Below are 16,005 nucleotides of genomic sequence, written 5' to 3' on the forward strand. Positions count from 1 at the left end.
AATCCTCCTGCTTACCTCACAATCTAGTGCATATTCCCAAGTTTCAAACAGGGAAACGGGCGGCAATTGCGAGATAAGCGGGGGTTTGCCCGTGGCATGGTGTCGCGAGTGAGCGCGCTCAGAACGCGTCGGGTTGCAGCGCGCGCGCCATGTGATCGAGCACCGCGTTGACGAATTTCGGCTCCTTGCCTTCGGGGAAGAAGGCGCGGGCCACGTCGACGAACTCGGTGATGACGACACGCGGCGGCGTCGCGGGGGTGATCAGCTCTGCCCCGGCGGCACGGAACAGCGCGCGCAGCACCGGGTCGATCCGGTCGATCGGCCATTTCGCCACCAGCGCACGGTCGGTCGCCTGGTCGATCTTCGCCTGCCAGGTTACCGCATCGTCGATCAGACGGCGGAACAGGTCGAGATTGCCCTCGGCCATTTCGGTGCCGTCCTCATCCACGGCGCCAAAGCGGAAATTTTCGAACTCACGGCGCACCTTGTCGGCGCCCTGCCCGGCCGCTTCCATCTGAAACAGCGCCTGAACCGCGTAAAGACGCGAGGCGGATTTCATCTGGCGCTTCTCCTCTTGGGTGAGCTTGCGCGGTTTCGGGGCGTCTTGGGGCGCGTCGGAAGAGGCGTCGTCGGTCATGCGTTGTTCGATCCGTCAGTGTCGCCGGCGATACGGAAGGATTCGGCGGGCTTGAACCCGATACCCTTCGTCCGGCGCGCCCATTTGCGCGACAATGAGATGAGATGCAAGGCCGCAGCCGCCGCGCCGCCACCTTTGTTTTGATCGGCAGGGTCGGCGCGCACTGCCGCCTGCTCGTAATTTTCGACCGTCAGGATGCCGTTGCCGATGCAAATCCCTTCGAGCCCCATCAGCGTCAGCCCGCGCGAGCTGTCGTTGCAGACGGTCTCGTAATGGGTGGTCTCGCCGCGGATCACGCAGCCAAGCGCCACGAAGCCGTCGTAATCGGCCATGCGCGCGGCCATCGCGATCGCGGTGGGCACTTCGAGCGCGCCGGGCACCTCGATCACGTCCACATAGGCGCCCGCCTCTTCGGCCACCGCCTTCGCCCCCGCGATCAGGTTGTCCGCGATATCCTTGTAATACGGCGCGACCACGATCAGCAGCCGCGGCGCGCTGTCGAATTTCGGCAGGTCGAGCGTGTAATGCGAGATTCCGGCCATGTCTTACTCCGTGATGGGGCGTGTGCCGACGATGCGCAGGCCATAAGCGTCGAGGCCCACATATTTCGTCTGCGGATTGTCGGTGAGAAGAATCATGTCATGCAGCCCCATCGAGGACAGGATCTGCGAGCCCAGACCGATCTGCTTGATCGTGCGCGGCCCCTGATCCTCTTCGCGCAGAAGGCGGTTCGACGGGTCGCGGAAGAGGCATACGAGGCCACGACCTTCCTCGGCCACGATCTCCATCGCGCGACGCACCTCGTCGGCGGGACCGGGGCCGATGCCCAGCACGTCGTCGAGAATGTTGAGCGAGTGGGTGCGCACCAGAACCGGCTCGGGCGTTGAAATGTCGCCCTTCACCAGAACGATGTGATCGACGCCCTCGGCCATATCGGTGAAGACACGCATCTCCCACTCGCCGCCATGGCTCGACGTGACCATCTGGCGCAGGCCCTCGCGCACGAGATTGTCGTGACGGCGGCGGTAGGCGATCAGGTCCGAGATCGTGCCGATCTTCAGCCCGTGTTTCTTGCCGAACTCGATCAGCCCCGGCAGGCGCAGCATGTGACCGTCATCGCCCATGATCTCGCAGATCACGCCGGCGGGCTTGAGCCCGGCCAGACGCGCCACGTCCACGGCGGCTTCGGTATGGCCCGCGCGCACCAGCACCCCGCCGTCGCGCGCCCGCAGCGGGAAGATGTGGCCGGGCGAGGCGATATCCTGCGGCCCTTTGCTCGGATCGATCGCCACCTTGATCGTCTGCGCCCGGTCATGGGCGGAAATCCCGGTGGTGATGTTCTCGCGCGCCTCGATCGAGACGGTGAAGGCCGTCTCGTGGCGCATCGAATTGGCGCGCACCATCGGCGCAAGGCCCAGTTGGTCGACGCGATCCGAGGTGAGCGGCAGGCAGATCAGCCCGCGCCCGTAAGTCGCCATGAAGTTCACCGCTTCGGGGGTGCATTTCTCGGCCGGAATATACAGATCGCCCTCGTTCTCGCGATCCTCGTGATCGACGAGGATCACCATGCGCCCGGCCTTCGCCTCGGCGATAATGTCCTCGGCGGGCGCGATCACGTGGCGCAGGCTTTCCTCGACCTCGCCGGGCATGTCATGGGTGCCGGATTTGTCGACCGGGGTCAGGGGTTTGCCGTCGGTGGTCATGCGTTCCACTCCTGCAGCCGCGCGACATAGCGCGCGAGCGTGTCGATCTCTAGATTGATCCGGTCGCCCGCCTTGGCATGGCCCCAGTTGGTGACCTGCTTGGTATGCGGGATGATGTTGACGCCGAACGTCGCGCCCTCGACCTCGTTCACGGTCAGCGAGGTGCCGTTCAGCGCGACCGAGCCTTTCGGCGCGATGTATTTCGCGAGCGCTTCCGGCGCGCGGAAGGTAAAGCGCGTGCTGTCGCCCTCATCCACCATCGCCACGATCTCGGCCACGCCATCGACATGGCCCGACACGATGTGACCGCCCAGCTCGTCGCCCACTTTCAGCGCGCGTTCGAGATTGATCTTCTGCCCGACTTGCCAACCGCCGCTGGCATCGTTGCCGCGGCCGCCGATATTGGTCTTGGCCTGGCTCTCGGCGGAGATTTCCACGTCGAACCAGTTTTTCGGCTCAGAGCCCGTGGCGATCACGGTCAGGCAGCAGCCGTCGCAGGCAATCGACGCGCCCAACTCGATGCTGCCCACGTCATAGCTTGTGCCGATCCGCGCGCGCAGATCGCCGCGCTGCTCCAGCTCCAGAATTTCTCCGATATCGGTCACGATCCCGGTGAACATGGCATATCCCCTCAGATTTCGGACCTTAGCTAGCCCGCAGGGCGCGCCTTCGCAAGAGATGAGCGCCCCGCCGTCCCGTCACACTCTGCGCGGCCCCGCACAGCGCCTGCCCTAAAATTGTCCAATATTTAAGGGATTACCCCACAAACTCCGTGACTTCGCGCGCATCCTGCGCAATCACGGAAGCAGGCCAAGGACCCACGACTGGATGAACCGTTTCGAAAATCGCCACTTCCTGATGCTGCAGGGGCCCCACGGCCCCTTCTTTCATCAGCTTGGCGCGATGCTTCGGCAGGCGGGGGCGACGGTCTGGCGCGTGGGGTTCAACCGCGGGGATGAGGTCTTCTGGTTCGACCGCGCCTCCTACCTGCGTTTCGACGCACCGCCGGAGGATTGGCCTGATCACCTGCGCGCCCTGATCGCCGAGAAAGGCATCACCGATCTCGTGCTCTATGGCGACACCCGCCCAATCCATGCGCAGGCCGTCGAGGTCGCGAAGGCGCTGGGCCTGTGCGTGCATGTCTTCGAAGAGGGTTACGTCCGCCCCTACTGGGTCACTTACGAGCGCGGCGGCTCGAACGGGCACTCCCGGCTGATGGAGATGTCGGTGGCGCAGATGCGCACGGCACTTGCCCAGTCCGAGATCGAGTTTCCCGACGCCCCGCCCCGCTGGGGCGATATGCGCCACCACGTGTTCTACGGCGCGCTCTACCATTTCTTCGTAATGCTCCGCTCCGGTCCCTATCGCCGCTTCCGTCCGCATCGCGACATCACCGTGTTTCAGGAATTCCGCCTCTGGCTTCGCCGCCTGCTGCTGATGCCGCTGCATATGCTGGAGCGCAAACGCGCGACGCGGCGCATCCGGCATGGCGGCTTTCCATATCACCTCGTGCTGCTGCAGCTCGAACACGATTCCAGCTTCCGGATGCACTCTCCCTTCGCGAGCCAGACCGAGTTCATCGATCTGGTGATGGAGAATTTCGCGAAAGGCGCCCCGCCTCATCATCACCTCGTCTTCAAGGCCCATCCGCTCGAAGATGGGCGCGCGCCCATCCGCGAGACGATCCGCAAAGCGGCCCGCGCACATAGGCTGGCGTCGCGCGTGCATTTCGTGCGCGGCGGCAAGCTGGCGGGGCTTCTGGCGCAGGCGCGCTCCGCCGTCACGGTCAATTCGACCGCCGCGCAGCAGGCACTCTGGCGCGGGCTGCCGCTGAAATCTCTGGGTCGTGCGATCTTCGACAAGCCGGAATTCACCTCCGCGCAACCGCTCGAGGCCTTCTTCGCAAGCCCGGCCCGCCCCGACAGCCGCGCCTATCGCGACTATCGCCACTACCTGCTGGAAACGAGCCAGGTTCCGGGCGGCTTCTACTCTGCGAAAGGCCGCCGCGCCCTGCTGCGACAGGTGGTCGACATGATGCTGGCCGCCGAAGACCCCTATGATGCGCTGGTCGCAGGCAACGCGGCCCCACGGCAACAGTTGCAGGTGGTACGATAATTTTTCTCGTTTTTTTCCCGAGGCTTCGGTAGCTTGGTCGCAAAACGATAAGCAGCATCCCGAACGAGGAGCTCGAGCAGTGACCATGACCCCTTCCCGCAGGGCCGTTTTGACGGGCCTTTCCGCCACGCTTTTGACCGCATCTTGTGGCCTTCCGCGCTCCGGCCCCAACAAGCGCGAACTCTTTGCAGGCTCCGTGATGCGCCAGGGCGATGCGTTCGTCGTCAAGGTGAACGACTTCGTCACCCGCGCAACCGCCGTGCAACCGGCGCTCGGCTTCACCTCCAATTTCATCAATGCCGGTCAGATCGGCTCCGATACGATCCGCCCGGGCGACACGCTTTCGCTGACGATCTGGGAGAACGTCGATGACGGGCTGCTCGCCAGCAAAGGCGCCAACGCGACCCAGCTGCAAGAGGTGCAGGTCGATGGTGCGGGCTTCATCTTCGTCCCCTATGCGGGCCGCATCAAAGCCGCGGGCAACACGCCCGACGGGCTGCGCCGCATCATCACCACCAAGCTCGACGCGCAAACGCCGGACCCGCAGGTTCTCGTGACCCGCGTGGCAGGCGATGGCGCGACGGTTTCGGTCATGGGTGCGATCAACGGTCAGGGCGTCTACCCGATCGAGCGGCCGACCCGGACGCTTTCGGCGATGATCGCCAAGGCGGGCGGCGTGGCGATCCCCCCCGAGGTCGCCAAGATCACCGTGACGCGCGGCGGCATGTCGGGCTCGATCTGGCTCAAGGATCTCTACGAGAACCCCAAGATGGACATCGCGCTGCGCAATGGCGACGTGATCCTCGTCGAGAAGGACCAGCGCGCCTTCACCTCGCTCGGCGCGACCGGCAAGCAGGCCCGCGTGCCCTTCGAGACCCAGACGCTTTCGGCGCTGGAGGCCATCGCAACGGTGGGCGGCTTGCAGTCGAACCTCGCCGATCCGACCGGCGTCTTCGTGCTGCGCAACGAGCCGGCCGATATCGCGATGAAGGTGCTTGATCGCACCGACCTCGTCGGCGATCAGCGCATGATCTACGTGCTCGACCTGACCCAGCCCAACGGCATGTTCATGGCGCGCGATTTCGCGATCCGCGACGGCGACACGGTCTATGTCACCGAGGCGCCCTTCGTGCAGTGGCAGAAGACGCTCTCGGCGCTGACCCAGCCGCTGGGCACGGTGAACACGCTCAATACGCTCGCCGGGAACTGATGCCCCGCGACAGAGACCAGGAGGCCGCCGGGGCGATCCCCCGGCGGCTTTTTTTCTACAATGGCGGGGTGCTGCGCCAGAAGCGCCTGCGCGAGATTTTGCGCGCAGCAGACCATGCACCGCGCCTCGGCCTACCCGGCCCCGACGATGGCGTGATGGTCTGGGGCCGCTCGCCCTATGCGGCGCGCGGTGAGGCGGTGGCCGCCAAGCGCGACGTGCCGCTGATCCGGGTGGAGGATGCGTTTCTGCGCTCGATCCATCCGGGCCGAACCGGCGCGCCGCCTTTGGGCCTGATCCTCGATCCAATGGGCGTGCATTTCGACAGCTCCCAGCCCTCGCGGCTCGAACATCTCCTCGCGACCGAGCCGCTCGACGATAGTGCCGTCTTGCAGCGGGCGCGCGACGGGATTGCCCGGCTGAAAACCTCGGAGCTCTCGAAATACAACGATTTCGACCCGGACCTGCCCGTTCCCGACCCGGGCTATGTTCTGGTGATCGACCAGACACGGGACGATGCCTCGATCACCCATGGCGGGGCGACGGCGGCCACGTTCCGCGAAATGCTGGCCTATGCGCGGATCGAAAACCCCGGCGCGCGCATCCTGATCAAGACCCATCCCGAAACCCGCGCCGGGCTGCGGGGCGGCCATTACGGGCCGGAAGATTGCGATGCGAATTCCGAGATTTACGACGCGCCGGCCTCGCCATGGAAACTGCTCGAAGGCGCGATAGCGGTCTATACCGTGTCGTCGCTCATGGGCTACGAGGCGATCCTCGCAGGCCACAAGCCGCGCGTCTTCGGCCAACCGTTCTATGGGGGATGGGGGCTCACGCAGGACGAAAACCCCGTACCCCGCAGATCGCGCAGCCTGACCCGCGCGCAGATTTTCGCGGTGTCGCATATCCTCGCGCCGATCTGGTACGATCCTTGCCGCAAGCGCCTGTGCAGCTTCGAGGAGGCGGTGGATCAGCTCGAGGCCGAAACCCGCGCCTATCGCGAGGATCGGCAGGGCTACGTCGCGGGCGGCATGTCGCTGTGGAAACGCCCGCATCTGCGCAAGTTCTTCGGACATCACGGGTCGCTGCGGTTCAGCGAGACACCCGACCCTGCTCGGCCCTTTCTCTACTGGGCCACGCGCGCGGCCCCAGACGACGACCGCGACCCTATCCGCGTCGAAGACGGGTTTCTGCGCTCACGCGGCCTCGGCGCCGAACTCGTCCCGCCGCTCTCGTTGATCGCGGATCGCACTGGCATCTTCTACGACCCGACCCATCCCAGTGATCTGGAGGCGTTGATCGCGCGGCCTCTGCCGCCGGGCGGCGAGGTGCGGGTGCGCAAGCTCATCCAACGGATCACGACTGATGGCCTGACGAAATACAATCTCGGCGGCGCGCTTCCCGACCTGCCCCAAGGCCATAAGATCCTCGTGCCCGGCCAGGTCGAAGACGATGCCTCAATCCGCCTCGGCGCGGGGGAGACTTGTACAAATGCGATGCTTCTGGAGAGAATCCGGGCCGAGAACCCCGATTCAGTTATCCTTTTCAAACCTCACCCCGATGTCGTCGCTGGTCTGCGTCCCGGCGTCGTACCCGATGAAGTGGCGAAGACATATGCCGATCTGATCCTGCCCGAGACCAACACCGCTGCGCTGATCGACGCGGTGGACGAGGTCTGGACGATGACTTCCGGCCTCGGCTTCGAGGCTCTCTTGCGCGGCAAGGCTGTCACCACCCTCGGGGCGCCCTTCTATGCCGGCTGGGGGCTCACACGCGATCTCGGGCCTGTTCCGGCGCGCAGAGCGGCGCGCCCCGATCTGCTGCAGCTCACCCATGCCGCGCTGATCGCCTATCCGCGCTATCTCGACCCGGTCAGCGGGTTGCCCTGCCCGGTCGAGGTCGCGCTGGATCGCCTGAGCGAGGGCCGCACCCTACCCCGGGGCCCGCTCAACCGGATCGGCGCGAAGCTGCAAGGCGTGTTCGCGTCCTACGCGTGGCTCTGGCGCCGCCAGCGGTGAAGCAGGTCGTCGCCGATGGGGCGGCTTTCGACCAGCGTGTAGCGCGGCGCAGAGGCCAGCGCACTCAGCCCCATATCGCCGACCCCGGCGCGACCATCCGCGCCCAGTACCATGCCCGCCGTGAAACCGATCAGCTCGTCCACCAGCCCCGCATTGATCAGAGAGGCCGCGAACTTACCGCCGCCTTCGCAGAACACGCGCGTCAGGCCGAACCCGGCCAGAGCCTCCATCAGCGCCAGCGGATCGAGACCGCCGCCAACTGTCTCGGCCACCTCGATCGGCTCCGCGCCCACATCACGCCAGTAGTCTTTCGCTTCCTCGGGCGCGGCAGCCCCATGGATCAGCCAAAGCGGCGCGACGTCCAGCGACCCGGCAAGCCGCTTGCGCGGCAAATCAAGCCGCACCGAGGCCACGATCCGCAGAGGTTGGCGCAGCGGCTTGAAGCTGCGCACGGTCAGCAGCGGATCGTCGGCCCGCGCGGTCCCGCCGCCCACCATCACCGCGTCGAATTCAGCGCGCATCGCATGGACCAGCGCGCGCGATTGCGGCCCGGTGATCCACTGGCTCTCGCCGGTCGAGGTCGCGATACGCCCGTCGAAACTGCTCGCAAGCTTCAGCGCGAGCCACGGCCGCGCGCGGGTCACACGGCTGAGAAATCCCGCCTGCAGATCGCGCGCCTCCGCCTCCATGAGCCCGGTTTCCACGTCGATCCCCGCGTCGCGCAGCATCGCATGACCGCCGCCCGAAACGCGCGGATCGGGGTCTTCCATCGCCGAGACGACACGCGCCACCCCGGCCTCGCGCAGCGCCATCGCGCAGGGCGGCGTCTTGCCGTAATGGGCGCAAGGCTCCAGCGTGACATAGGCCGTGGCGCCATGCGCCGCCTCCCCCGCCTGCGCGAGCGCACGCACTTCCGCATGGGGCCGCCCGCCCGGCTGGGTCCAGCCGCGCCCGACGACGCGGCCCTCTTTCACGATCACGCAGCCGACGGCCGGGTTCGGCCAGACATTGCCAAGGCCCCGGCGCGCAAGCGTCAGGGCCATCGACATGAACCGCCGGTCTTCTTCGGTCACTCGGGGTCGCCCGCTCCCGGCGGACGCAATTCGGAGACGAACTTGTCGAAGTCGTCCGCTTCCTGGAAGTTCTTGTAAACGCTGGCGAACCGGACATAGCCGACCGTGTCGATCCGCGCGAGCGTCTCCATCACGATCTCCCCGATCACCTTCGAGGAGATGTCGGTCTCGCCCATGCTTTCCAGACGCCGCACGATGCCGGAGATCATCTGGTCGATCCGCTCGGGTTCGACCGGGCGCTTCTGCATCGCGATCCGGATCGAGCGTTCGAGCTTGTCGCGATCGAAATCCTCACGCTTGCCGGAGGTCTTGATCACCACGAGGTCGCGCAGCTGGACGCGTTCGTAAGTGGTGAAACGACCGCCGCAGGCCGGGCAGAACCGACGTCGCCGGATCGCGACGTGATCTTCCGCCGGACGGCTATCTTTCACCTGAGTATCGACATTTCCGCAAAATGGGCAGCGCATTCGCTTTCCCCCGTTCGTTGTCCCGCCTCACGATAGGGTCTGCATGCCCCTCTTATCCACAAGACCTTAGCCTAGCGTCGATGGTTTGGGTAGGAAAAATCTTTCGACCCCAGATGTGGCGGTTGCCTGTGGCGAATGAGACTCAGCGCATGAGGGCCATGACCTCGCGGCGATGCGCGCGGCTGCGATGTTCGAAAAGGTAAATTCCCTGCCACGTTCCGAGCGCCATACGCCCCGAAATGACAGGAATCTGCAAGCTGACCGGTAGAAGCGCCGATTTGATATGGGCCGGCATATCGTCCGGCCCCTCATAGGTATGGGTCAGGTAGGACATGCTGGGATCGGTCGTGGGCGGCACGAGCCGATGGAAGAATTCCTTCAGATCGGAGCGCACTTCCGGGTCGGCATTTTCCTGGATCGCGAGACTTGCCGAGGTGTGACGGATGAACAGCGTGAGCAACGCCTCCTCCGCATCGGCGCCCGCGACCCAAGCCGCCACGTCACGCGTGAATTCGTAAAGACCCGGGCCCGATGTTGCGATCTCGAACCGGCGATGCATCAGCTTTTCGGCGCGGGACGCGCCTCGGAGCGATCCGTCGCGACGATCGCGAGGCATTCGGGGTTGATGTCCATGATCTTGCGCTCTTTCGCCCACACCGCATCGGCCTGCGCGCCGCTTAGCCCGCGCTTGACCATGGCCTTGGGTTGCGGCGTGCCGTCGCCGACGCCCGAGACCACCGAATAGGTGCCGCCTGCCTCTTCCTGCACATAGAGGAAACAGGTGCCTGCTTGATCCATGCGCGGCGTGCCCGATTGCATCGTGCCGACCTGACAGGCAGCGAGAACGAGAGGGGCGAGCAAGGCAGGCGCAAACTTGAACATGGTATCTCCGGTTATTGGGTCGCTTCAATTTGGACCGCCGCAAGACGACAGGCAACGCCTTTTGCCCACGCGCGCCACACGAATTAGGCCGCCACTACGCGTGGGAAACCTCGGCACTCTGGAACTGCGCGAGCAGGTAACTGAAACCGTAGCCGCAGGCGATGGAGGCGAAGATGATCTCACCGCCATCTTCGATCAAGCCGAGAAGCCATGAGAGCGGAGCGCCCTCGAACACGCTATGGATCGCGTCGAACCCCACTCCACAGATGATGAGACCGAAGATCGAAGCGGAAAAGCGAAGCACATAGAGGCGCTGCTCCGGCGACCCGAAGCGATAAGCGAGCCACAGAAGCGCGACAACAACGACGCCTTGTCCCGCGAAATACACAAGCTCTCCGATCGTCTGCGCGGCATGCGGATCGGCGATGACTTGTTCGAACACCCCTTCCCTCAGAAACCGGCCTGCGTGTTCGTGCAACTGCTTGCTGTCATCGGCAAGCAGAATGGCGAAGACGGCAAATATGAACACGCTCATGGCGTTCGGCTTTTTCAGGAACGACGCGAGCATGAACACCATGATCGCGGTCCATTTGAAGAACCCGAAATTCTCGGAAAAGCTGAGGTCGAGACCGATATCGAACCGCCAGAACTGTTCGGCGATCAGCCCGTCGCCATGATTGAGCCCCAAAACGTTGTAAGTGATGAAAATAACCAGCAGCACTGCATCCACGAAAAGCAAAGCGAACAGAAACTTTCGCGTTAACTCGTCATTGAACGGTTTCAGCAGGGCTGGCGCGTAATTGCGCAGCCGCATTTAACTCCCCCCAACGAACACCCCAATTGTCCGTAAGGTGACGATAACACGATCAGGGGAATTTCAAACTTTCCAGCAACTTGAGGGACGAAAAAGCCGTTCCACCCCCCGAAATGCTCAAGAAATGTGCGAAATATGCGGTTTAGGGGCCGCCGCCTCGACGCAGCAATGCAAGCGGACCGCCCTCCGTCACGGCACGTGAACGAGACCGTTCATCTTGCAGCCCAGCGGCGCAAGATCGGCTTCGACCGCGGCTTTATGCGCGTTGAATTCGACGTTATGGGCGTCGATCGCCTCTTGGCTCGGGGCATGGCCGGACTCGCGCTGCGCCGTGGTTTTCGCCTCCAGACGCGCGGCCTCGGCCTGATGATCGCTGGCGAAGACGGCCTTGGCCTTCTCCCAATTCTCGGCGATCGCCTCCTGGCTCTCCCCTTCGCAAGTGAAGAGATAGACCAGCTTGGCAGGCTTGTCGGGAATGTAGAATTGCGCGCGCTCGGCGGCGCTGGCGGACCCAGCGACCAGAAGGGCTGCAGCCACAAACGTAGTGAAGACTTTCATGCTCCCCTCCCCGGATGACATGAAAACGCCCCCGAAACCGGGGGCGTCCTGATCGAATGCTATTACTGGTCGAGGAACGAACGCATCTTGCGCGACCGGCTCGGGTGCTTGAGCTTACGCAGCGCCTTCGCCTCGATCTGACGGATACGTTCGCGGGTGACCGAGAACTGCTGGCCCACCTCTTCGAGCGTGTGGTCGGTGTTCATGCCGATACCGAAGCGCATCCGCAGAACCCGCTCCTCGCGCGGGGTGAGCGAGGCCAGAACCCGCGTCGTCGTCTCCTTCAGGTTCTCCTGAATGGCGGAGTCGAGCGGCAGAACGGCGTTCTTGTCCTCGATGAAATCGCCAAGCTGGCTGTCTTCTTCGTCGCCGATCGGCGTCTCGAGCGAGATCGGCTCCTTGGCGATCTTCATCACCTTGCGGACCTTCTCGAGCGGCATCTGCAGCTTGTCGGCCAGTTCTTCCGGCGTCGGCTCGCGGCCGATCTCGTGCAGCATCTGGCGACCGGTGCGGACCAGCTTGTTGATCGTCTCGATCATGTGGACCGGGATACGGATGGTGCGCGCCTGATCCGCGATCGAGCGGGTGATCGCCTGACGGATCCACCACGTCGCATAGGTCGAGAACTTGTAGCCGCGGCGATACTCGAACTTATCCACGGCCTTCATGAGGCCTATATTGCCTTCCTGAATGAGATCGAGGAATTGCAGGCCGCGGTTGGTGTATTTCTTCGCGATCGAGATCACGAGACGCAGGTTCGCCTCGACCATCTCTTTCTTGGCCTGACGGGCTTCTTTCTCGCCCTTCTGAACCTGCTGCACGATGCGGCGGAATTCGGAAATATCGACGCCGACATACTGTCCGACCTGAGCCATCTCCCCGCGCAGCTCTTCCACCTTGTCGGCGGAACGCTCGAACAGGGACTGCCAAGCGCGGCCCGACTTCGCCTGCATCCGCTCGGACCAGCTGGGGTCCAGTTCGTAGCCGCGATACTCTTCGATGAACTCACGACGGTTGATGCGCGCCTGATCGGCGAGCTTCACCATGCCGCTGTCGATCGACATGATCTTGCGGTTGATGCCGTAGAGCTGGTCGATCAGCGCTTCGATCCGGTTGTTGTGCAGGTGAAGCGAGTTCACCAGCTCGACGATCTCGGAACGCAGCTTCTGATAGGCGGCTTCCTCGGTGACCGAGAAGGAGCCATCCTCGTTCAGCGTCGCCGACATCCGCAGATCCTGCATTTCGGCAAGCTGAGCATAGTCGCGCGCGATCAGTTCGAGCGTCTCGAGAACACGCGGCTTCAGCGCGGCTTCCATCGCGGCGAGCGAAAGGTTCGCGCCTTCGTCCTCGTCGTCATCGTCGGATTGGATCGGGTTGCCGTCCGCGTCGAGCTCGGGCTCCGAATTGCCGCTATCCTCGGATTTCTTGCTGCCCTCTGTCGTCGCCTCGGCTCCGACGGTGGGCGGTGCGATCTCTTCTTCTTCGCCTTCGACCCCTTCGAGCGAGTTGCCGAAGGTGGTCTCGAGGTCGATCACGTCGCGCAGCAGAATTTCTTCGTTGAGAAGTTCGTCGCGCCAGATCGTGATGGCCTGGAAGGTCAGCGGGCTCTCGCAGAGGCCCGCGATCATCGTGTTGCGGCCAGCCTCGATGCGCTTGGCGATCGCGATTTCGCCCTCGCGCGACAGCAGCTCGACCGAGCCCATCTCGCGCAGATACATCCGCACCGGGTCATCGGTACGATCGAGCGTTTCCGAGCTGGTGGTCGAGACTGCGACTTCACGCGACCCCGAAGCCGTCGTCGCGACTTCGCCGCCCTGGCTGCTGTTTTCTTCCTCATCGGCCTCTTCGGCTTCGATGACGTTGATGCCCATTTCCGAGAGCATCGACATGACATCTTCGATCTGGTCCCCGGAGACCTGATCTTGCGGCATCACCTTGTTGAGCTGGTCATAGGTAATGAACCCGCGTTCCTTCGCCTCGGCGATCATCCGCTTCACGGCGGCCTGACTCATATCGAAGGACGTCGCGTCGTCGCTCGGGGTGTCGGATTTATTGTCGTCGATGTCTTTGGCGGCCATGTGGGCTCCTCGGTCAGGGCTTGGTTGGGCTCAAGCTATGACGAAAGCGAATCATATCTCGTCTGTGTATCGAATCGCGGCGGCGAATCACAGGGGCGCGAGGGCTGTGGACAGAAAGTTGATTCTGAATGTGTCCGCAACAATTCGCTTTTCCGTAATCCGTTGGCCCGCAGCCATCCGGCTCAATGTTTCTTACGCCAGATTTCCCCGTCGATCATGGCCTGAAGCGTTGCGGACAGCGCCGCTTGATCTTCGCCCATATCGGAGGAGTCCTCCAGTTTCGATCTCTCTGCACGATGGCGAAGCGATGCTGCTTGCGCCAGACGCCATGTCACGCCTTCGTCGGCAAGCCCCGCCAGATCCTCCATCGCGTCGGCGACCTCTTCGCGCACGGCGCGAGCGGCGTCCAGCTTGGCCAGTTCCTCGGTCAGGCACATCCGCGCCAAATCGAGGTTCTCAGCGTTGCGAACCGGAGGGGCAGAGCGCAAATGGGGCAGGTTCAACAGTTTTTCAAGGTCGGCCGCCATTTCCGCGTAAAGGTTTTTCGCGATTTCCGGGGCGGGCGCGGCGACATGGGCGAGCATCCGGTGGCGCAGCTGATCATGCGTCGCGTCGCGCAGCGGCACGGCTTCCAGTTCCGCCTCGAATTCGGCGATCAGCGCCGGGTGGGTGACGCAGATGCCGAGGATCATCGCCTCGCGCAGATGCTCGGCCACGTCGCTCGGCGCGGTCGCCAGAAGCGAGGAGCGCGTCTCGGGCAAGGCCGGCGGCGGCGCACCGAAGCGGCCCTTGCCGCGCTTGCCGCCGGGGCCGAAACCGCTCGGCGTGAAGCCCCCGCGGGATCCTTGCGCGCCGCCCTGTTGGCCAGCCTGCGGACCGGTGCCGAACAGCTCCCAGCGCAGGCGTTTGATCTCGTCCCCGTAATGGCCGCGAATCGAGGGATCCTGGATGCGCGCAATCGCGGCGCGCAGGCTCTTGTCCAGGGCCGCCCGACGCTCGGGACTGTCGAAGACTTTCCCCTCGGTCTCACGTTGCCACAGCAGCGAGACCATCGGCTTCGCCTCGGCGAGGATCGTCTCCATCGCCTCGCGGCCCTGCTTGCGGATCACGTCATCCGGGTCGAGCCCCGGCGGCATGATCGCGAAACGCACGCCCTTCCCCGCCTCCAGCAGCGGCAGCGCGAGATCGATCACCCGCAGCGCCGCGCGCAGGCCCGCCGTATCGCCATCGAGCGCGATGATTGGCTCGTCATGGATGCGCCACATCAGGCGCAGCTGATCTTCGGTGATCGCGGTGCCCAGAGGTGCGACCGCCCCGCCGAAGCCGCCCTCGACCATGGCGATCACATCCATATAGCCCTCGCAGACCACAAGCGGCGCGCCCTTGCCGCAGGCTTCGCGCGCGGGGCCATGGTTATAGAGCGAGCGCCCCTTGTCGAATAGCGCGGTCTCGGGCGAGTTGAGATATTTCGCCGGATCGTTCGGATCCATCGCCCGCCCGCCGAAGGCGATGCAGCGCCCGCGCGGATCGCGGATCGGGAAAATGATACGGTTGCGGAAGACGTCGAAGGGTTCGCGCCCCTTCTGGCTGTCCTTCGCAAGCCCCGCGCCCTTGATCAGTTCGTCGGAAATCCCCTTCGCCTTGAGCGCGTCGCGCAGGCCCTGCCAGCCGGGCGGCGCAAAGCCGATCTCAAAGCGGTCCACGGCGGGTTTGTTCAGGCTGCGCCCGGCCAGATAGTCGCGCGCGGCGCTCCCGGCCTGCGTGTTCAGATGGAGGCGGAAATACTTCACCGCCTCTTCCATCACATTGGCCAGCTCGGTGCGCAGATCGGCCTTCTCCTGCGCCATCGGATCGCGCGCGGGCATCTGCATTCCGGCCTCACGGGCGAGGATCTCCACCGCCTCCATGAAGCTGACATTCTCGGTCTCGCGCACGAAGCTCAGCGCGTCGCCCTTCGCGTGACAGCCGAAGCAATAGTAATAGCCCTTGCGGTCATCGACATGGAACGAGGCCGATTTTTCCTGATGGAAGGGGCACGGCGCCCACATGTCGCCCTTGGCCTGGTTCGACTTGCGCATGTCCCAAATGACCTTGCGCCCCACGACCTGAGCGATCGAGGAACGGCTGCGCAATTCGTCGAGAAATCCGGGTGGCAGGCTCATGGTCTCTATATTGTCTCCATGTGCGGCAGAGTCGAGGGGACCCGCGGAGCTACCCACAGCTTTCGGCCTCGCGCGCGCCGAGAACTTCGCGTCAGCCGAAGGTGAGAAATCCGCCCCTTGAGGCGAGTTAACTTAGTTTAAACGACTCAGTCTCTAAGACGGCACCCAGCGTCAGAAGACCCTCAGATTGGTGGCCGATTGGGAAACTATCTCACACACACTGCGGCATTCCACATTTAAAGCACAACAATTCCATGAAGTTAGACAAGGTTTTGCCTTAATTTCGCCTCA

The 16,005-nt window shown here is 63.9% G+C and carries 15 protein-coding genes; 3 read left to right on the plus strand and 12 right to left on the minus strand.

The window, feature by feature from the left end; translation table 11 throughout:
• Nucleotides 1-118 precede the first annotated feature (118 nt).
• Genes nusB through BMI91_RS08100 form a run of 4 tightly spaced genes read right to left on the minus strand, consistent with a single transcriptional unit; the run spans nucleotide 119 to nucleotide 2,960 of the window.
• On the minus strand, nucleotides 119-637 hold the full coding sequence (nusB, locus tag BMI91_RS08085; protein ID WP_078520341.1) for a transcription antitermination factor NusB: 519 nt from the start codon (nucleotides 635-637) through the stop codon (nucleotides 119-121).
• On the minus strand, nucleotides 634-1,179 hold the full coding sequence (locus BMI91_RS08090; RefSeq protein WP_078604602.1) for a 6,7-dimethyl-8-ribityllumazine synthase: 546 nt from the start codon (nucleotides 1,177-1,179) through the stop codon (nucleotides 634-636). Before BMI91_RS08090 ends, nusB begins: the two co-directional genes overlap by 4 nt.
• A 3-nt stretch (nucleotides 1,180-1,182) precedes the next feature.
• Nucleotides 1,183-2,340 carry a 3,4-dihydroxy-2-butanone-4-phosphate synthase gene (gene ribB / locus BMI91_RS08095; protein WP_078604603.1) on the minus strand — a complete coding sequence of 386 codons (1,158 nt, stop codon included), beginning with the start codon at nucleotides 2,338-2,340 and terminating at the stop codon, nucleotides 1,183-1,185.
• Complete coding sequence (locus BMI91_RS08100; RefSeq protein WP_078604604.1) at nucleotides 2,337-2,960, minus strand: riboflavin synthase; 624 nt, start codon at nucleotides 2,958-2,960, stop codon at nucleotides 2,337-2,339. The genes ribB and BMI91_RS08100 overlap by 4 nt, the downstream gene beginning before the upstream one ends.
• Nucleotides 2,961-3,168: 208 nt before the next feature.
• Between BMI91_RS08100 and BMI91_RS08105 the strand changes: the two genes are divergently transcribed.
• The 3 genes from BMI91_RS08105 (at nucleotide 3,169) to BMI91_RS08115 (ending at nucleotide 7,680) form a co-directional block, all read left to right on the plus strand.
• Nucleotides 3,169-4,455 carry a capsule biosynthesis protein gene (locus tag BMI91_RS08105; protein ID WP_078604605.1) on the plus strand — a complete coding sequence of 429 codons (1,287 nt, stop codon included), beginning with the start codon at nucleotides 3,169-3,171 and terminating at the stop codon, nucleotides 4,453-4,455.
• 79 nt (nucleotides 4,456-4,534) lie between these two features.
• The gene (locus BMI91_RS08110) at nucleotides 4,535-5,665 is read left to right on the plus strand and encodes a polysaccharide biosynthesis/export family protein (RefSeq protein WP_483028318.1); all 1,131 of its coding nucleotides are present in this window, start codon (nucleotides 4,535-4,537) and stop codon (nucleotides 5,663-5,665) included.
• Complete coding sequence (locus BMI91_RS08115) at nucleotides 5,665-7,680, plus strand: capsular polysaccharide biosynthesis protein (protein ID WP_078604607.1); 2,016 nt, start codon at nucleotides 5,665-5,667, stop codon at nucleotides 7,678-7,680. Before BMI91_RS08110 ends, BMI91_RS08115 begins: the two co-directional genes overlap by 1 nt.
• Here the strand turns inward: BMI91_RS08115 and ribD are convergent.
• The 8 genes from ribD to dnaG all read right to left on the minus strand — a co-directional run bounded on the left by ribD (nucleotide 7,650) and on the right by dnaG (nucleotide 15,714).
• Nucleotides 7,650-8,753: a bifunctional diaminohydroxyphosphoribosylaminopyrimidine deaminase/5-amino-6-(5-phosphoribosylamino)uracil reductase RibD gene (ribD, locus tag BMI91_RS08120; RefSeq protein WP_078604608.1), complete on the minus strand. Its 1,104-nt coding sequence runs from the start codon at nucleotides 8,751-8,753 to the stop codon at nucleotides 7,650-7,652. The genes BMI91_RS08115 and ribD overlap by 31 nt on opposite strands.
• Nucleotides 8,750-9,220: a transcriptional regulator NrdR gene (gene nrdR, locus BMI91_RS08125; RefSeq protein ID WP_075774214.1), complete on the minus strand. Its 471-nt coding sequence runs from the start codon at nucleotides 9,218-9,220 to the stop codon at nucleotides 8,750-8,752. Before nrdR ends, ribD begins: the two co-directional genes overlap by 4 nt.
• 142 nt (nucleotides 9,221-9,362) lie before the next feature.
• Entirely contained in the window at nucleotides 9,363-9,779 is a 417-nt protein-coding gene (locus BMI91_RS08130) for a secondary thiamine-phosphate synthase enzyme YjbQ (RefSeq protein WP_078548175.1), read from the minus strand.
• The gene (locus BMI91_RS08135; RefSeq protein WP_078570046.1) at nucleotides 9,779-10,102 is read right to left on the minus strand and encodes a hypothetical protein; all 324 of its coding nucleotides are present in this window, start codon (nucleotides 10,100-10,102) and stop codon (nucleotides 9,779-9,781) included. Before BMI91_RS08135 ends, BMI91_RS08130 begins: the two co-directional genes overlap by 1 nt.
• Before the next feature lie 94 nt (nucleotides 10,103-10,196).
• Nucleotides 10,197-10,916, minus strand: a complete 720-nt coding sequence (locus BMI91_RS08140; protein WP_078604609.1) for a hypothetical protein — start codon at nucleotides 10,914-10,916, stop codon at nucleotides 10,197-10,199.
• A gap of 189 nt (nucleotides 10,917-11,105) precedes the next feature.
• Nucleotides 11,106-11,474, minus strand: a complete 369-nt coding sequence (locus BMI91_RS08145; protein ID WP_078604610.1) for a hypothetical protein — start codon at nucleotides 11,472-11,474, stop codon at nucleotides 11,106-11,108.
• Nucleotides 11,475-11,536: 62 nt separating this feature from the next.
• Complete coding sequence (gene rpoD / locus BMI91_RS08150) at nucleotides 11,537-13,552, minus strand: RNA polymerase sigma factor RpoD (protein ID WP_078604611.1); 2,016 nt, start codon at nucleotides 13,550-13,552, stop codon at nucleotides 11,537-11,539.
• 182 nt (nucleotides 13,553-13,734) lie between these two features.
• Nucleotides 13,735-15,714: a DNA primase gene (dnaG, locus tag BMI91_RS08155; protein WP_078604612.1), complete on the minus strand. Its 1,980-nt coding sequence runs from the start codon at nucleotides 15,712-15,714 to the stop codon at nucleotides 13,735-13,737.
• Nucleotides 15,715-16,005: the final 291 nt, after the last annotated feature.

Origin of the sequence: Thioclava sediminum (genome assembly GCF_002020355.1) — a bacterium.
Lineage (GTDB): Bacteria > Pseudomonadota > Alphaproteobacteria > Rhodobacterales > Rhodobacteraceae > Thioclava > Thioclava sediminum.

Coding starts and splice junctions, on each gene's coding strand:
- dnaG (WP_078604612.1), bottom strand. CDS start 15,714: ATGAGCCTGCCACCCGGATTTCTCGACGAATTGCGCAGCCGTTCCTCG.
- BMI91_RS08105 (WP_078604605.1), top strand. CDS start 3,169: ATGAACCGTTTCGAAAATCGCCACTTCCTGATGCTGCAGGGGCCCCAC.
- BMI91_RS08145 (WP_078604610.1), bottom strand. CDS start 11,474: ATGAAAGTCTTCACTACGTTTGTGGCTGCAGCCCTTCTGGTCGCTGGG.
- BMI91_RS08140 (WP_078604609.1), bottom strand. CDS start 10,916: ATGCGGCTGCGCAATTACGCGCCAGCCCTGCTGAAACCGTTCAATGAC.
- BMI91_RS08115 (WP_078604607.1), top strand. CDS start 5,665: ATGCCCCGCGACAGAGACCAGGAGGCCGCCGGGGCGATCCCCCGGCGG.
- rpoD (WP_078604611.1), bottom strand. CDS start 13,552: ATGGCCGCCAAAGACATCGACGACAATAAATCCGACACCCCGAGCGAC.
- nusB (WP_078520341.1), bottom strand. CDS start 637: ATGACCGACGACGCCTCTTCCGACGCGCCCCAAGACGCCCCGAAACCG.
- BMI91_RS08135 (WP_078570046.1), bottom strand. CDS start 10,102: ATGTTCAAGTTTGCGCCTGCCTTGCTCGCCCCTCTCGTTCTCGCTGCC.
- BMI91_RS08100 (WP_078604604.1), bottom strand. CDS start 2,960: ATGTTCACCGGGATCGTGACCGATATCGGAGAAATTCTGGAGCTGGAG.
- BMI91_RS08090 (WP_078604602.1), bottom strand. CDS start 1,179: ATGGCCGGAATCTCGCATTACACGCTCGACCTGCCGAAATTCGACAGC.
- nrdR (WP_075774214.1), bottom strand. CDS start 9,220: ATGCGCTGCCCATTTTGCGGAAATGTCGATACTCAGGTGAAAGATAGC.
- ribB (WP_078604603.1), bottom strand. CDS start 2,340: ATGACCACCGACGGCAAACCCCTGACCCCGGTCGACAAATCCGGCACC.
- BMI91_RS08130 (WP_078548175.1), bottom strand. CDS start 9,779: ATGCATCGCCGGTTCGAGATCGCAACATCGGGCCCGGGTCTTTACGAA.